Source organism: Thiohalobacter thiocyanaticus, assembly GCF_003932505.1.
In the GTDB taxonomy this organism is placed as follows: domain Bacteria; phylum Pseudomonadota; class Gammaproteobacteria; order Thiohalobacterales; family Thiohalobacteraceae; genus Thiohalobacter; species Thiohalobacter thiocyanaticus.
Genome location: NZ_QZMU01000001.1, coordinates 257,355 through 273,070 on the forward strand (window position 1 = coordinate 257,355; position 15,716 = coordinate 273,070).

Annotated in this window: 14 protein-coding genes, 1 other RNA gene and 1 pseudogene; 6 read left to right on the plus strand and 10 right to left on the minus strand. The window is 61.3% G+C overall.

From position 1 onward, the window contains the following. Window positions 1–206: 206 nt before the first annotated feature. Together D6C00_RS01235 and recN are read left to right on the plus strand one after the other, a co-directional pair. Entirely contained in the window at window positions 207–1,082 is an 876-nt protein-coding gene (locus D6C00_RS01235; RefSeq protein ID WP_125179952.1) for an NAD(+) kinase, read from the plus strand. A gap of 111 nt (window positions 1,083–1,193) precedes the next feature. Further along, entirely contained in the window at window positions 1,194–2,699 is a 1,506-nt protein-coding gene (recN, locus tag D6C00_RS01240; RefSeq protein WP_125179953.1) for a DNA repair protein RecN, read from the plus strand. Between the two features lie 206 nt (window positions 2,700–2,905). On the opposite strand, the gene D6C00_RS16265 is transcribed toward recN, so the two are convergent. Continuing rightward, window positions 2,906–3,607 carry a transcriptional repressor gene (locus tag D6C00_RS16265; protein WP_125179954.1) on the minus strand — a complete coding sequence of 234 codons (702 nt, stop codon included), beginning with the start codon at window positions 3,605–3,607 and terminating at the stop codon, window positions 2,906–2,908. 85 nt (window positions 3,608–3,692) lie between these two features. Between D6C00_RS16265 and D6C00_RS16270 the strand changes: the two genes are divergently transcribed. Further along, a complete protein-coding gene (locus D6C00_RS16270; protein ID WP_255416744.1) occupies window positions 3,693–3,827 on the plus strand; it encodes a hypothetical protein in 135 nt (44 codons plus the stop codon). 558 nt (window positions 3,828–4,385) lie between these two features. Here the strand turns inward: D6C00_RS16270 and D6C00_RS01250 are convergent. The 4 genes from D6C00_RS01250 to D6C00_RS01260 form a co-directional block, all read right to left on the minus strand. Beyond that, complete coding sequence (locus tag D6C00_RS01250) at window positions 4,386–4,880, minus strand: RnfH family protein (protein WP_399359961.1); 495 nt, start codon at window positions 4,878–4,880, stop codon at window positions 4,386–4,388. 283 nt (window positions 4,881–5,163) lie between these two features. Next, complete coding sequence (locus D6C00_RS01255) at window positions 5,164–5,643, minus strand: SLC5/6 family protein (protein ID WP_158675240.1); 480 nt, start codon at window positions 5,641–5,643, stop codon at window positions 5,164–5,166. A 207-nt stretch (window positions 5,644–5,850) separates the two neighbouring features. After that, window positions 5,851–5,985 (minus strand): hypothetical protein, encoded by a 135-nt coding sequence (locus D6C00_RS16275; RefSeq protein ID WP_255416745.1) that lies wholly within the window; start codon window positions 5,983–5,985, stop codon window positions 5,851–5,853. Between the two features lie 272 nt (window positions 5,986–6,257). Next, entirely contained in the window at window positions 6,258–6,605 is a 348-nt protein-coding gene (locus D6C00_RS01260; RefSeq protein WP_125179956.1) for a hypothetical protein, read from the minus strand. A 77-nt stretch (window positions 6,606–6,682) separates the two neighbouring features. On the opposite strand from D6C00_RS01260, the pseudogene smpB reads away from it, so the two are divergent. The 3 genes and pseudogenes from smpB to D6C00_RS01275 all read left to right on the plus strand — a co-directional run bounded on the left by smpB (window position 6,683) and on the right by D6C00_RS01275 (window position 9,003). After that, window positions 6,683–7,129: pseudogene (smpB, locus tag D6C00_RS01265) on the plus strand (SsrA-binding protein SmpB). Window positions 7,130–7,230: 101 nt separating this feature from the next. Then, window positions 7,231–7,622, plus strand: a transfer-messenger RNA (tmRNA) gene (gene ssrA / locus D6C00_RS01270). Window positions 7,623–7,785: 163 nt separating this feature from the next. Further along, on the plus strand, window positions 7,786–9,003 hold the full coding sequence (locus tag D6C00_RS01275; protein ID WP_125179957.1) for a tyrosine-type recombinase/integrase: 1,218 nt from the start codon (window positions 7,786–7,788) through the stop codon (window positions 9,001–9,003). 156 nt (window positions 9,004–9,159) lie between these two features. On the opposite strand, the gene D6C00_RS01280 is transcribed toward D6C00_RS01275, so the two are convergent. Genes D6C00_RS01280 through D6C00_RS01300 form a run of 5 tightly spaced genes read right to left on the minus strand, consistent with a single transcriptional unit; the run spans window position 9,160 to window position 15,686 of the window. Next, window positions 9,160–10,161: an Abi family protein gene (locus D6C00_RS01280; protein ID WP_125179958.1), complete on the minus strand. Its 1,002-nt coding sequence runs from the start codon at window positions 10,159–10,161 to the stop codon at window positions 9,160–9,162. A gap of 4 nt (window positions 10,162–10,165) precedes the next feature. Next, window positions 10,166–10,903, minus strand: a complete 738-nt coding sequence (locus D6C00_RS01285) for a hypothetical protein (RefSeq protein WP_125179959.1) — start codon at window positions 10,901–10,903, stop codon at window positions 10,166–10,168. A 6-nt stretch (window positions 10,904–10,909) separates the two neighbouring features. Then, window positions 10,910–12,880: an N-6 DNA methylase gene (locus tag D6C00_RS01290; protein WP_125179960.1), complete on the minus strand. Its 1,971-nt coding sequence runs from the start codon at window positions 12,878–12,880 to the stop codon at window positions 10,910–10,912. Window positions 12,881–12,893: 13 nt separating this feature from the next. Continuing rightward, complete coding sequence (locus D6C00_RS01295) at window positions 12,894–15,452, minus strand: DEAD/DEAH box helicase family protein (protein WP_125179961.1); 2,559 nt, start codon at window positions 15,450–15,452, stop codon at window positions 12,894–12,896. A 30-nt stretch (window positions 15,453–15,482) separates the two neighbouring features. Beyond that, a complete protein-coding gene (locus D6C00_RS01300; protein WP_125179962.1) occupies window positions 15,483–15,686 on the minus strand; it encodes a ribbon-helix-helix protein, CopG family in 204 nt (67 codons plus the stop codon). Window positions 15,687–15,716 lie beyond the last annotated feature (30 nt).

The following is a 15,716-nucleotide window of genomic DNA, read 5'->3' on the forward strand; positions in this document are numbered from 1 at the left end:
GTGACTACGGCATGGTTGCGATTGGATTCGATCTTAGCACTCAATCAAATGGAGTGCTAAGGCATTGACAGGCTAGCAACCCGCCCACCCGGCGGTCAAGCGGAAGCAGCGAAGAAAATTTCAATATGATTAGTGTGTTGGCGCAGGCTGCCATTGCCGCTGGCAGCACCCTCGTGCTACTGTCGCCTGCATTCAGGGGAGAAGAAATGCATAACGAATTCACCCGTATCGGTCTGATCAGCAAAACCGGCGACCCGCGGGTGCGCGACACCCTGCACCGGCTGATCGACTATCTGCGTGGACGCGAGGTGGAGATCCTGCTGGAAGCGGACATGCGCAGTCGCATCGACACCGCCGGCCTGCCCCTGCTGGAGCGCCAGGCGCTGGCCGAGGCCTGTGACCTGGCCATCGTGGTCGGCGGCGACGGCACCCTGCTCAACGCCGCCCGGGTGCTGGCGCCGGCCGGTGTCGCTCTGATCGGCATCAATCTGGGCCGGCTGGGGTTTCTCACCGACGTGCTGCCCGAGGGCATGACCGATCAGCTGGACCGGATACTTGGAGGCGACTACCGGGAGGAATCGCGCACCCTGCTGCATGCCAGCGTACTGCGCGACGGCCGGGTGGTGGACGAGAGCAACGCACTCAATGATGTGGTCGTGCACAAGTGGGACATCGCCCGGATGATCGAGCTGGAGGTCCACATCGACGGCAACCTGCTCAGCACCCAGCGCGCCGACGGCCTGATCGTCTGCACCCCGACCGGTTCGACCGCCTACGCCCTGTCCGGTGGCGGTCCCATCCTGCATCCCCGGCTGGACGCCATCGGCCTGGTGCCGATCTGCCCGCACAGTCTCAACAACCGCCCCATCGTGATCGACGACGCCGCGGTCATCGACATCGCCCTGCGGGACGCCGCCACCAAGGCCCAGGTGACCAGTGACGGCCAGGTCAACTTCACCCTGATGCCCGGCGACCGGGTTCGGGTATGCCGGCATGAACACCGGCTGCGCCTGATCCATCCGCCGGAGTATGATTACTTCGGCATCCTGCAGCGCAAATTCGGCTGGGGGGTGCATTCGTGACTGTGCGTACAACCATATATTCCAGAGATTACGTCATTGCGAGGAACGAAGTGACGAAGCAATCTCCAAACGACGTAGCCAGCCCTGCGAGGTTGCCGCGCTGCGCTCGCAATGACGTGGGCTGATCGCTACCTTCTGCCGCTCATGCTCACCCACATCCACATCCGTGACTTCGTCATCGTCGACGAACTGGAACTGGACTTCCGGGCCGGGATGACCGCCCTGACCGGCGAGACCGGCGCCGGCAAGTCCATCCTGGTCGATGCCCTCGGCCTGGCGCTGGGCGACCGCGCCGACACCGGCGTGATCCGCCATGGCTGCGATCGGGCCGAGGTCGCGGTGCTGTTTGACCTCGGCGGCCTGCCCGAGCTCGAACAGGTACTGGGGGCAATGGATCTCGCCGCCGGCGGCGAATGCCAACTGCGCCGGGTGATCCTGCGCGAGGGCCGTTCACGCGCCTACATCAACGGCAGTCCGGTGCCGGTGCAGCAGCTGAAGCAGATCGGCGACCGCCTGGTCGACATCCACGGCCAGCACGAGCACCAGTCGTTGATGCAGCGCGACACCCAGCGCGCGCTGCTGGACAGCTACGCCGGACACACCGATGCGGTCACGCAACTGGCCGCCGCCTACCGCCAGTGGCGCGAGCGCAGGCAGGCCCTGGATGAACTGACCGAGGCGGCCCGTCAGCGCGACGACCGCCTGGACCTGCTGCGATTCCATCTCGAGGAACTGGAACAGCTGGACCTGGCACCCGGTGAATGGGACGGGATCGAGGCAGAACACCGGCGCCTGGCCCATGCCGGCGACCTGATCGAGCGCTGCAACCAGACCCTGGGCTGGCTCTACGATGACGAAGTCAGCGCCGACGGCCTGCTCAGCCAGGGCCTGGATGCCCTGGAACGCTTCGGCGATATCGATGCCAGCCTGAAAGGCGTCCTGGAACTGCTGGGCACCGCCCAGGTTCAGACGCGCGAGGCCGCCGACGAGCTGCGCCGTTATCTGGACCGGCTGGAACTGGACCCCGAACGCCTGCAATTCCTGGAAGGCCGCATCGCTGCGGTGCAGCAGCTGGCGCGCAAGCACCGGGTCGGCCCGGCCGAGCTGCCGCAGCTGCTGGAAGACACCCGCGCCGAGCTCGCCCGGCTGGAACAGGCCGATCAGAATCGCGAGGCGCTGAACCGGGAAATCACGGAGCTGGAGCAGGCCTGGCGCGGGCAGGCCCTGGCCGTACGCAAGCGCCGCCGCCAGGCGGCGGCCGATCTGGGCCGGGCCATCACAGACGCCATGCAGGAACTGGGCATGCCCGGCGGGCGCTTCGAGGTGCAGGTGGCAGCGCTCGAGGACGAGACCCCGACCCGCCACGGCCTGGACCGGATCGAGTTCCGGGTCGGCGCCAACCCGGGCCAGCCGCCGCAGGCGCTCACGAAGGTCGCCTCGGGCGGCGAGCTGTCACGCATCAGCCTGGCCATCCAGGTCGTGGCCAGGGATGCCGGCACCACCCCGACCCTGGTATTCGACGAGGTCGACAGCGGCATCGGCGGCGCCATCGCCGAGGTGGTGGGCCGCCAGTTACGCGTCTGGGCAGCCGCAGCCAGGTGCTTGGCCTTTTCGTGACCCCACCTGTGCCGCAGGTCGCCGCCGCGCCATGCCCATCACACACCAGGTTAACAGCTCACCGGCGAGGACAAGCACAAAACCGCCCGCAGCTTATCCCGTGCGCCTCAACGAGCAGGAACGCACTGACGAGGTCTCCTCGCCAGCAATTCTGGGCCGGCGTGGAGATTCACCGATTCCACGCGCAGGGCCTCCGGAGAGATGATTCAGCAAGCGCCCCATGGCGAAGGTGAAGAAAAGAAGGTGAAGAAATAAAAACTCACATCGGAAGAATGAGTATGTGCAATGGTGGGTCGTTCAACCGGTCTTTTGGCATATCCCGTCATTCCGGCGCAGGCCGGAATCCAGTGACACTGTCTGGCGGGTTCATGGAATCCTGGATCCCGGCCTACGCCGGTGACGATGCAGCACAACGTGGTAGGCCGGGATAAGCACAGCGTTCCCCCCAGCAAAATTCTTTGTGATGCCGAAGAATCAACCTTCCTTGCGACAACTTCCTCCCCGCACACCCCGATAGAATATACAGCTTGATCGGTCATCTCGTAGCCCGCCTTGTCGGCGAGCCTGCTTCTGTTTGGCGTTTTCCTCGATCCCTCGTCTACAACTCGTCCCACCCCGGGCCGCATTTGACGCACGGATGTGTTGGTGATCGCCCTGTGAGAGCGTCGACACCGAAAACCGAATGCCCGCCCTCGAAATGGGGCCGGCGGGACCAGAACCCTCGGTCTCGAACGGGTCAGCACCCGGTAGACCGTGGCCAGGCCGATGTCTTCGCCGGCTTCCAGCAGGGCCTTGTACACGTCCTCGGCACTGAGGTGGCGCTGTTCGTTCTGCTCCAGGATTTCGAGGATCTTCATCCTGGGCAGGGGGGACCTCAAGCCGACTTTTCTCAGATCCTGTGATTCCACCTGCCTGCCCCCTCCCGTTCGTGAATCGACGCCGCAATTGGGTTATCATGCCGCGCATATTCCGGCGTCGCTGATTCGAATACATATGCAAAAGCTTCTCATTTCTTCGACCGTCCTGGCAAGTTTTCTGACCATCGGCTGCGCTGGCGTCGAGCGCCTGCCCTTCTTGCCCACCGTGTCGAAACGTCCGCAGGGCAACGTGGTGGAACAGCGGACCTGACCGGCTCGAACCGGGCTGGACACAAGCGCCAAGGTGCAGCTGAATCCTGGGCAACCCCTGATCGCCGACCCTTCCATGCCGATCGCTTGGGATTATAATCTCCTTGATGATCCCGGCCCGCGGCGAGCGCGAGAACTAATCGGGTGAACGCTGCGGTCGAGGCTGACCGTCTTAGCGAGATCCACCGGCGACAAGCGGCCCGATCCCGATGCCGCCGATGCCGAACCGCGCCAGAGCACCACAGTGACGGTCCCTCCGCAGCAGCGCAAACCGCGCGGGCTGCTCTCACGCTTCTGGCAGTGGATCACCTTCAGCAAGGACGACGAACTGCCGCGCTGACAACCAGTTGCCGCGGAATCACACAGAACACGGAATCAGAAAACCGCGGGTTGGGAAAACTCTGGCCATTGCGTTTTATTCCCGTCATTGCGAGCGAAGCGCGGCAATCTCCAGCTGATTGATTCTACTGTAAGAGATTGCCACGCTTGGTCGCAATGACGAAATTAACAACCATGGTCCCCCTGGACCTTTAACGATATCCCCGCCACCCTTCTCTCTTCATTTCTTGCCCGCCGCCGCGCGCTGCTTGCGCACTTCCTTGGGATCGGCGATCAGCGGCCGGTAAATCTCCACCCGGTCACCCTCGAGCAGCTCGGTATCCGGCTTGTTGAGCTTGCCGAAGATGCCCAGCTGCTGCTGTTCCAGGTCGATCTCGGGGAACTGTTCCAGGATGCCGGACTGCTCGACGGCCTGGCGCAGGGTGGTCGCCCCGCGCAACCTGCCAGCGGCCAGGATGAGCTGGGTAATCGGGGCGGGCATAGGCACCTCGACCCGGATTCGGATCAGCGCTTTCCAGAGACCTGCCGTGCCCGTGTAAAAGGGTCGACCGAGGGTATTGGCGAGTTCGTGGTTGAACACCGGCCACATCATCGCAGCATGCGGATTGGCAACTCGAACCCGGTCCAACAGCACACCTTGCAGGCCGTCTCGCCCGATGGGATCGAAACCGCCAGAACCCACCACCCCGCCGACGCATTGAAGGGGTCCCTCCACCAGGCGCATTTCGATGCACTTTCGCCGCGGGGGCCGTTATCTGGTGAAGGTCTTTGTGCAGTCCGCCCTTGCTGATCTGACACGGGCCTTGACTCGTCGCGTCGGGAACGTGTCCAGCACCTCGGAGCCGCTGCACGCAGGGCAGGAAGTCGGCATAGTTCGACATCACTACCAGGCTAACATCTCGGCCGGGCGTAGGGCACCAGGGCCTGCGTTGGATGGAGGTTTGTCATACGACTGGGTTGAATCTGCTTAGGCGCGGGCGTAAGTATACCTGGTTTGTTCAGCAGATCAGGCCGATTCGCCACAGGGGGGTGAACATAGCGGACCAGCAACCCGCCACAGGGGAAATGCGCATGCCGTTGGGCAGGCCCAGCTCACCGCGGCTGGACTCGCGCGTCATGATCCAGGCCGCGAACACCGAGATCAGCAGCCCGCCCAGCGGCAGCATGACGTTGGAAGTGATCCAGTCGAACAGGTCCAGGAAACCCTTGCCGAAGAAGGTGAAACGCGCATCGCCCTGCCACAGGTTGAGCGACAGCAGTGCCAGATTGCCGAAGATCCGGCCAGCCAGTGCAGTCAGGCCGGCGGCCCTTGAACCCGCTGCATAGCCGCGGTTCTCCACCAGCCAGGCCACCAACGGCTCGACCAGGGAGATGGCCGAGGTCCAGGCCGCGAACACCAGCAGGATAAAGAACAGGAAGCCGACCAGTGTCCCGCCGGGCATCTGGCCGAAGGCGATGGGCAGGGTCTGGAAGATCAAGCCCTGGTCCGGACGAGGGCCCAGCCCGTACGCAAACAACCAGCGGAAAAGATGGCCGAGCCCCGCCGGATCGCCACCAGGGGGTCCCATCATTTCTATGAGGGCCGACGTAACTCGGGATGGAGGCGTTGTGCGACAGGTAGGAGCCTAATTCACTGATCGCCCCCAATCCCATGCTGAACTGAAGAAGGGCCTGGCCCATGGAGCTCAGCCCACACCGCTGGTGATCTTGCCTGAATCGGGCGTGGACAGGTAGGTCACCCGACTGCTCGAACGGCCCGTGTGCATGGCATAAGCCGCCAGCGCCAACAGCAGCACGAAAGGCAGGCTCAGGTGGCGCACGGCCTGCTCCAGCCCGCCCCCTGACCCCTCGCAGAAACCACGATGGTGTTCATCACCATAAGAGGGTGTGCCAGGCCAGAAGCCGTTTATGGATCAAACTGATGACTCCCCGAAAATGTCTGGACAAACTCGGCCGTGGCCCCGGGGAACACCCGCTTGCCGGCGCGGGCATAGCCAGTGTCCGTCCCGCGATCACGCTGTAAGAAGGACAGGATCAGGAAACCCGCGGCCATGCCCAGCCAGCCCACGTATTGCCAGGCCGGACTGCGGCCCTACTCCTTGGGCCAGGGTACCGCCATGGTGTTGATCGGCCTCTTGCGTCCGCTCCGGCCACACATATCTCGGCGATCATCACCGGCAGGCGATGGCGCCACGCACACGCAATAAAGGATAACGAAGGCCCCGCCACCGCTCTCGCCAGTCACATAGGGGAAGCGGCCAATGTTGCCCAGACCCACCGCCGAGCCGGTCGCGGCCAGGATGAAGGCCAGGCGCGATGACCATTCCCCGTGATCGACGTAACGGCGTGCGGCATGGACTGCCCCCCCATTGGATATGTTGTGTCCCGGCAATTTGTCCGGAAAAACGCTGCTTACCAATAGCGGGACCATGATTCTCATGGCGACGCCCGCTCCGGCCCGTATATGCGCACCATGACCAGAGCAAATCCAACAAACGGGTAGCGGCGAGCAGCACCATTGCCCTACAAGAAGGGCGCGCCAGAGACTTCCACATCGAGGAGCGCTTCGAGGCAGTCGGACGCGGGAAGGCTGGGAGGTGGAAGAAGCCTGCTCGCCGGTAAAGGTACACGAACCGAGATTATGTCATCGTCAAGGGACGGCGAGGCCCTTCCCTGTTTCGGCGCCTGATCACAGACCGCTCCCACGGCTCCACCCACATCCATCCCGATCCCACCCGCACCCGCAAGCTGCTGCTGCACCGCGAGGAACTGGACAAGCTGATCGGCGCCGTGGAGCGCAAGGGCTACGCCCTGGTGCCGCTGGCCATGTACTGGAAGCGCGGCCGCGCCAAGCTCGAGATCGGCCTGGCCAAGGGCAAGAAGGCCCACGACAAGCGCGCTGCCATCAAGGAGCGCGACTGGGCCCGGGAGCGACAGCGGATCATGAAATCCGGCTCCAGATAAGGGAACTTCCCCCTGAAATCGCGGTCTTATATCCCGAATGCGGCAAATCCGGCCTTGAAAAACCCGCTGATTGGCCGCATATTATTACCACACATGAAATCGGGGGCGACCTGGTTTCGACGTGGGTTACAAAACCTGAGGTGCATGCCGAGGATACAGATTCCCTCGTAAATCCATCTGTACAATCATAGTTGCCAACGACGACAACTACGCACTCGCCGCTTAAAAACCGGTAGAATGCCGTCTGACTGGAGCCGTGCCTGTGCGTCCAGAGTCCTTTATACCTTCGGGTAGACGGGACATTCAGGCGTCGATTCTCACAGGATCGCGATGAAGCTCGTCCGGGGCGGATTCGTTAAACTCCAACCGGAATCGCTGTTGGTCTTCCCTGCCCGTCGGGTAGCCGGCAGTTAAATGCAAAGACGCGGATAAGCATGTAGAGCCGATGGCGGAGGACCTGCGGACGCGAGTTCGATTCTCGCCGCCTCCACCAATTCAACATCCAAAGCCGTCTCAGGACGGCTTTTTTATTGCCTATTTTCGGTAAGTTAGCGGAATTTTTCGTCCAGTGAGAGCCAGGACGATTCGTTGACAGCCGGGGGCAACTGGGGGCAGGATTAGGGGCAACGGCACAATAAGCACAAGGAGTTGCCCCCATGCCCATCACCGATACCGCCATCCGCAACGCCAAGCCAGGCGACAAGGCCCGCAAGCTCTTCGATGGTGGAGGGCTATATCTGGAAGTTGCCCCCAGTGGGGGCAAGTGGTGGCGGCTGAAGTACCGTTACGGGGGCAAGGAGAAGCGGCTTTCGCTCGGTGTCTATCCCGATGTTTCCCTGAAGGATGCCCGTGATCGGCGGGACGAGGCGCGCAAGCTGCTGGCCAATGACATCGACCCCAGCGAGAACCGCAAGGCCACCAAGGCCGCGAAGGTGGAGCGGGCGTCCAACAGCTTCGAGGCGGTGGCCCGCGAATGGTACGCCAAGCACTCCCCCAACTGGTCGGCCAATCATGGCGACCGGATCATCCGTCGCCTGGAGCGCGACATCTTCCCCTGGCTCGGTGGCAAGCCCATTGCCGACATCACTGCCCCGCAACTGCTGGAAGTGATCCGCCGCATTGAGCAGCGCGGCGCCCTGGAGACGGCGCATCGTGCCCTGGGCAATTGCGGCCAGGTGTTCCGCTATGCCGTGGCGACCGGCCGGGCCGAACGAGACCCCTCCGGCGATCTGCGCGGCGCGTTGCCGCCGGTCAAGGGAACGCATTTCGCCTCCGTCACCGAGCCAAAGAAAGTAGCCGAGGTATTACGCGCTCTGGATGGGTATGAAGGCACCCTCCCCGTGCGCTGCGCCCTGCGCCTTGCGCCGCTGGTGTTCGTCCGCCCCGGTGAACTGCGCCACGCCGAATGGGCCGACATTGATCTGGATGCGGCGGAATGGCGCTATACGGTCAAGAAGACTAACACCCCGCATATTGTCCCCCTCTCCAGCCAAGCGGTGGAGATCCTCCGCGAGTTGCATCCCCTCACGGGTAATTGCCGGTATGTTTTCCCCAGCGCCAGGAATCCAAGGGGCGACAAGCCCATGAGCGACAACGCCATCCTCGCCGCCATGCGGCGCATGGGCATCAGCAAGGAAGAAATGAGCGGCCACGGCTTCCGGGCCATGGCGCGCACCATCCTGGATGAAGTGCTGGGCTTCCGACCCGACTTCATCGAGCACCAGCTCGCCCACGCCGTGCGCGACCCCAACGGGCGCGCGTACAACCGCACGGCCCACCTGCCGGAGCGGCGGAAGATGATGCAGCAGTGGGCGGATTATCTCGACAAACTGAAGGCCGGGGCCGAAGTCATCCCGATTCACCAAAGCGCCTGAGCGACGCTACCAGGGAGTCTCAGGCGGTCCAGAGGCAAGCCATCCCAGGCTTGATTTCCAGGCCCAATGGGTCTATTGTTCTTTGCAACACGGCCCCTTTCGGTTGAACCGCTTCGCGGGGAGATCGCTAAGGGGTTTTTTATTGTCCGGCGTTTCTCACCACTCCGCTTCCCAGCCGTCGGGCGCGCCCATCCCTGCAAGGCTCAGGTCAAGGTGACCCAGATCAGGGAAGTCCTCCAGCAAGTGCGCCTTAATGCGCTCCGGCCAGCTCGAATTGGGGTTCACCACCTGGAGCAGATGCCGGGCAATGCGCAGCAGCAGGAAACAGCGCGCCCGCAGGTGAACATCACCGTCGAAAGGCGCAACCCAAGGCACCTCGGTCGCCGGCGGCAGCCTGGGTTGATCGACGATGTTCCGGTTCCACAGGCGGCTGTGGTGGGCGCAGACGTTGCGCAAGTAGTTCAGACTGCGCAGCCAGGTGGCGAAGATGCGGCCATTGCGGATGCCGTACCTGGTCGAGATGGCGTCCTGATCCACCTCTTTCATTCCGTCGAAGAGTCGAGACATCGTTCCGAAGTCCCACACCTCGCAAGCGACCCAGATCGCCAAGGGTTGACCGTACTTGGTTTTGTTGTGAAGAACGAACTCCTCCTTGGAGCGACCGATCAGCTGGGCGTGCTTTCCCAACCATTCATGGTGCTTGGTTACGCCCTTATCATTGTGCAGTTTTTCGCTGAATTCCGAATGGAAAAATGCGGGATCGAGGTAAGCGAAGCGGTCGAGCTTGCCCAGGGTGTGTGAGACATCCACCCGCAGCGCGATCTCGATGCGCTCCAGCGCATCCATCACCAGCAGGCGCAGCTTCTTGTCGAAAACATAGAGCCTGACCGCGTTCTCGAAGGTCGCTCCCGGCCGGAAATCGTCGAGGGCGACCCTCGTCTCCTTTCGTTGCTTCTTGGCCGGTCTCTGGCCGTGTTCGTCGAGCAGGATCAGCAGCCCGGACCGTTCCCTGAAGGGGAACCAGTAACCGCTCAGGCGGTAGTAGCCGATGCGCTGCAAATACTCCAGCGCCTTGGGGCGATCAGTCACCGCCAGGCCACGGGAGATCAACAAATCGAGTTGCTCTTCGTAGCTTTGCCAGGGCTTGGAATAGGCCATACGGCTAATCCTCCGCATCAGTTCGATAGGCCTCTTGGAAGGCGTCGAACAACTCACGGATGGAAGCGGAATCAGCGCGACCGTCGAAGGTACTGATGTCGAATCCGAGGCAGGCGTCGATGTCCTTGCGGGAGAAGTAGTGGGCGTGGACCAGGGCGGCATCGATCTGGTCTTTGGGGAGTGAGTATTCCCACTCTTCCGGGTCGGCGTTCTGCTCCAGGAAAGTGCTCAGGCAATCGTGCAGCACCGGGGTCATGTGACCCTGGATGTTGTCGATCTCGCCCATGATCTTTTCGATCTGCTCGTCGATGTTCTCCTTGCTGTTAAAAAACACCGTGCCGCTGGGGTGGGCGATGCGGTTGCGCTGTTTGACGAACTTGGAGAACTCACCCACCTGCTGGTTGTCGCAGCCCACCAGCTTGATAAAGCGGAAGATGGCCGACTCCTTCAGATTCTCGAAGAACTTGAAAGGCGTGTCGGCACTGGCCAGCTTGTTCTCCACGTCACTCTGGAACCCCACCATCGCCTTGTCGAAGTCGGCCCGGCGGACGGCGCGGATCTGCCAGACGGAGAAGCAGACGAAGCTCATATAGAGCAAATGGAAGGCCAGATTGGCGAACTCGTACTTCTCGGTGTTGTAGTTGGTCTCGAAGGCGTCCCAGAGGAAGCGGATATAGCTCTCCTCCTCGCGGTTGGCGTAGGAGATGGGCAGGTAGTCGTGAATTCGCCGTGCCTCCTCCATGGTGACCTACTCCGTTTCACCCCAGATATTGCTGATGGTCTTTTCTATCTCCTCTTGTTCGTCCTGAATCCTTCGCTTGTAATCTTCGATGTTTTCTCGATGCCTCTCGATCTCTCCCATAATCTCCTTTTGCACCTCTACTGGCGGCAGAGGGATTTCAATCTGCTTAATCTGCTTTGCGGAGATATGTTTAACCGTCACCGCATATGTTGCATCCTCGATCTCCTTCAGCTTCTTAGGGATCATCGCCGCCACATATTCTTTGAGACACCCCTCGAAAGAATGCAACTTACAAACCCGCTGATTGAGCAAAGCTTGACCACCACCCCAAATCACTGAATTGAATTCGCCATCCATCCCAATTAGCAGATCACCATTTTCAACAAGGTAAGCAGGATCGTATTCACCGACGTACTTCGTCTTTGTTGAGTTAGTCTTGATGTCCCGAATACGAATAATCGGAACACCCTCATCCTCTGAAAATTGTTTTGACTTGAAGGCAAACCCTGATTGAATTTGCAGCAACTCTCCGAGCGGTCTGAGTTCATACTGGGCATCTGGCCCAACAATATCTACGTATGCGTCCGCACTAAGGTTCCACTCGCCATTCTCCCCAATCCTTTCCCGGCTGACCGCCAGAACATTCTTGCGCTCCGCCACTTCACCCTTTTGCAGGTATGCCTTCATGATTCGCACCGCCCCGGGCAGGTCGTTCTTGTCGATAGGCCGCCGCTGTGCCCCCAGGTTGAAGCCGTCATTGTCGAGCTTTACGAACAGCACCTCGTCGCGCTGCTTGGCCAGCCGCTTGTCCATCACCAGAATCGAGGTCTTAACGCCGCTGTAGGGGTTGAAGACCCCTGCGGGCAGGGAGATGACCGCCACCAGGTAGCCCTTCACCAGCATCTCGCGCAGTTGTCTGTAGGCGGTCTGGCTCTGGAAGATGATGCCCTCGGGCACGACTACGGCGGCGCGGCCGGTGGGGGTGAGGTGTTCGGCGATGTAATCGACAAACAGCACCTCGGAGCGTTTGGACTGCACGGCGAAACGGTTGTGGGGCCGGATGCCCCCCTTCGGCGACATGAAGGGAGGATTGGCGAGGATCACGTCGGCCAGTTCGCTCCACTTCTCGTCCGAGGTGAGGGTGTCGTATTCCTCGATGTGCGGGTCGATGAAGCCGTGCAGGTACATGTTGACCAGCGACAGGCGCATCATATCGGGCGAGATGTCGTAGCCGCCGATGTTGGCGGCGAGGCGCTTGCGGTCGTCCGGGGTGAGCAGGTCGCCGCTGTAGCGCAGGGGATTGTCGATGGGCAGCTCCTCGATGGGGACGCCTTTCTCGTCGTAGGCCTCGCGATCCTGGTGTTCGCGATACCCTCTGCTGTTGTGCTTGAGGATGTGCTTGTAGGAGGAGATGAGAAAGCCCGCCGTGCCGCAGGCGGGGTCGAGGATGGTCTCATCCTTCTTCGGATCGACGATCTCCACCATGAAATCGATGATGTGGCGCGGGGTGCGGAACTGCCCCGCCTCGCCCTGGCTGCCGAGCACCGAGAGCAGGTACTCGAAGGCGTCGCCCAGGCGCTCGGAGTGGTCGTAGGTGAAGCTATTGATCTCTTTCAGGAAGCTGCGCAGGGTCTCCGGGTCGCGGTAGGGCAGGAACGCGTTCTTGAAAATGTCGCGGAACAGGGCCGGGATGCCGGGGTTTTCGTTCATGCGCTGGATCGCCTCGGCGTAGAGGCTCAGCATCTCGTGGCCGCCCAGGCCCGGGGCCATCAACTTCGACCAACCGTAGCGGGCGAACTCGCCGGTGAAGAAGCTGCGGCTGCCACCCAGCTCTTCGGCCTCGGCATCCATGTCGTCCATGAACTTGTAGATCAGGGCGATGGTGATCTGCTCGACCTGGGACTTGGGGTCGGGCACCTTGCCGACCAGGATGTCGCGGCAGGTGTCGATGCGGCGTTTGGTTTCGGAATCCAGCATTCGATTCTGTTCTCTACATGAATTGGTTCAGGGACAGGTAGTCCTTGATGTAATGGGGGATGCGGCCGCGCCACTCCTGGGGCACCGCCTTGAAGTCGGCCATGCTGAAGCTCGGGTTGACGTTCAGCTCGGTGAAACGCTTGTGCTCGATGATGTCACGCAAGCGGCTGTCGGTGGCGTAGGCCTTGAAGTAGTTCTTGAGGGCGACGATGGCGTCAGCGTGCTGCTCCAGCTCCTCAGGCGAGAGGTCGAGCAGGAGCTTGTCGAACTCGTCCTCCAGCAGCTCGTCCTTGGACTTGAAGCCGGCGATGAGGCCGAAGACCTTTTCCAGGATCTCGCGCAGAGAGAGACGGCGATCCACCCCGGCGGCGCGGCGCAGTTTGTCGAGGTTGAAGTATTCCTCGGGCTTGTCGAACAGGTGGGTGTGGACGTACTCGATGGCCTGGTCCCAGCGTTCGGAGTCGATCAGCGCCTTGAGGCTGTCATCTTCCCTGGCCGTGTCTTCAAACCTGTTGAAGAACATGCGGTCGATCTTCATGCCCTGTTCACCGACATGATGCTCGCCGAAGCGGCTGATGTGATCGGTGCCGCCATATTCGTAGGTTCCACCCGGTGGCGGGGGCGGTGGCGGCTCCGGGCCATCGCCCCCTTCCCCGGCTCCCTGTCTGGGTCGTGGCAGCTTAATTACCTCGTCGTAATCGAACGTCTCCTCAAAGTATTCGCAGTTGGCGAAGAAGTCGAAGAGCTTGTAGCGGGTCTTTTCCTGGCTGCCGATCTGTTCTTTCAACGCCGGGTCGAAGAGCTGTTCGATGAAGTTGTGCTTGCGGGTGCCCCGCCCCTTGATCTGCACGAAATCCTGGGGTGAGAAGACCGGGCGCATCAGGGCCAGGTTGAGCAGGTCCGGGCAGTCGTAGCCGGTAGTCATCATGCCGACGGTAACGCAGACCCGGGCCTTGCTGGTGCGGTAGCTCTCCATGAAGTTGGCTGAGCCCAGCAGGTTGTTGTTGGTGAAGTTGATGGTGTACTGCTGCGCTTCGGGGATCAGCGAGGTGACCTGCACGGCGAAGTCGGATTGGTACTTGCCAGGGAACAGCACGTCGGCCAGTTCGTTGAGGATCTGGGTCAACTTGGCGGCGTGGTTCTGGCTGACGCCGAAGACGATCATCTTGCCGATCTCCCCACTGATGGGGTCGCTCAGGGCGTTCTTGAGCAGGGTCTCGCAGAAGAGCCGGTTGGTGGACTCGGAGAAGAACTTCTTCTCGAAATCCTTGTGGTAGAAGGTCTGCTCGGCGTCTTCTTCGTCCTCATTGACCGCGAGCACGGCATAGCCTTCATCCGACAGCAGTTGGGTGGTGATGTCCGTGCGGGCATCTACCACCACGGGGTTGATCAGGAAACCATCCTTGACGCCATCCAGCAGCGAATAGCGGAAGGTGGGCTCGCCGGATTCGCAGCCGAAGGTGCGGTAGGTGTCCAGCAGCATGCGCCGTTCCAGTTCCCGAGGGTCTCGGGTGGTGGGGCTGGCGGTGTCGAATTTCTTCAGGTAATCCTTCGGGGTTGCCGTCAGGCCCAGCTTGTAGCCGACGAAATACTCGAACACGGCGCGGGCGTTGCCGCCGATGGAGCGGTGGGATTCGTCCGAGATCACCAGATCGAAGTCAGTGGGCGAGAAGAGGCGTTTGTACTTGTCATTGAACAGCAGCGATTGAACCGTGGTGACGACGATCTCCGCCTTGCGCCAGTCGTCGCGGCGCTCCTTGTAGATGACCGAGGTGAAGTCGTTCTTCAACAGGAAGGTGAAGGCCTTGTTGGCCTGGTCTTCCAGCTCCAACCGATCCACCAGGAACAGCACCCGGCGGGCATTGCCGGTGCGCAGAAAGAGCTTGATGACGGCGGCGGAGGTGAGGGTCTTGCCGGTGCCGGTGGCCATCTCGAACAGGAAGCGGCTCTTGCCATCGGCCACGGCATCCTGGATCGCCTGAACGGCGCGCTTCTGATAGTCGCGCAGGAAGCGCAGACGGTTCTTTTCGATAAAGCCCGGGCGTTCGTCTCGATTCTTCCACCCCGCCTCATCCGCGTAGCCGGGAAGCTGGGTAAGGACGATGTAGTCCTTGGCCACCATCTCCTTGATGAGGCGGTCTGGATTGGGCTGGAAGTGGAGATAGCCCTCGATGGAATCCGGGGTGGGAAACCGGGTGATGATGTGCGGGCTGCCCTGTTCCAGATCCCAGAAATAGTGCAGATTGCCGTTGGAAAGAATGATGAAACGGCAGTTCTGGGACTTGGCGTACTTGCGGGCCTGTTCCTTGCCGATCAGCGGATTCTTGTCTTCCGCCTTGGCCTCCAGCACCACCAGCGGGTAGCCCTGCTCATCGAGCAGCAAAAAGTCGATGAAGCCGTTAGCAGTGGTTTCGAAATTCTCGCCCAGGCCATCAACCCGTTCCCTGGTCAGTTTGACGTTGGGTTCCAGCACCACGTTGGCCTTGCCGCCTTTCTCGTCGAAGAAACGCCAACCGGACTCCTCCAGGAGCTTGTTGATCTTGATTCGGGCTTTGGCCTCTTTGGCTGCCATGTTGTTATTCCTTCCCTCTTACCCCGATTACTACTTTGTTTTTCCTCCCGGTCGGGATGAGCTGGCTGCATCTATCTCTTCGATCTCAATGCCATTGCGCCCGCAATAATCCCGAATCAGCACCTCCACCATGTTGGCGATGGAGCGATGCTCACGGTTTGCAGCCTCACGCAGCGCCTCTTTCAGGCCGGGCTCGATGCGGAAGGTCAGCGTCGTGGTCTTGCCGGTGGCCATTGCTCCCCTCTCAGTGAGACATGCTGGGAA

Bases quoted from the DNA above. Each gene is read 5' to 3' on its own strand.
- D6C00_RS01235 (WP_125179952.1), top strand. From the start codon at position 207: ATGCATAACGAATTCACCCGTATCGGTCTGATCAGCAAAACCGGCGAC.
- recN (WP_125179953.1), top strand. From the start codon at position 1,194: ATGACGTGGGCTGATCGCTACCTTCTGCCGCTCATGCTCACCCACATC.
- D6C00_RS16270 (WP_255416744.1), top strand. From the start codon at position 3,693: ATGCAAAAGCTTCTCATTTCTTCGACCGTCCTGGCAAGTTTTCTGACC.
- D6C00_RS01260 (WP_125179956.1), bottom strand. From the start codon at position 6,605: ATGAGAATCATGGTCCCGCTATTGGTAAGCAGCGTTTTTCCGGACAAA.
- D6C00_RS01275 (WP_125179957.1), top strand. From the start codon at position 7,786: ATGCCCATCACCGATACCGCCATCCGCAACGCCAAGCCAGGCGACAAG.
- D6C00_RS01280 (WP_125179958.1), bottom strand. From the start codon at position 10,161: ATGGCCTATTCCAAGCCCTGGCAAAGCTACGAAGAGCAACTCGATTTG.
- D6C00_RS01285 (WP_125179959.1), bottom strand. From the start codon at position 10,903: ATGGAGGAGGCACGGCGAATTCACGACTACCTGCCCATCTCCTACGCC.
- D6C00_RS01290 (WP_125179960.1), bottom strand. From the start codon at position 12,880: ATGCTGGATTCCGAAACCAAACGCCGCATCGACACCTGCCGCGACATC.
- D6C00_RS01295 (WP_125179961.1), bottom strand. From the start codon at position 15,452: ATGGCAGCCAAAGAGGCCAAAGCCCGAATCAAGATCAACAAGCTCCTG.
- D6C00_RS01300 (WP_125179962.1), bottom strand. From the start codon at position 15,686: ATGGCCACCGGCAAGACCACGACGCTGACCTTCCGCATCGAGCCCGGC.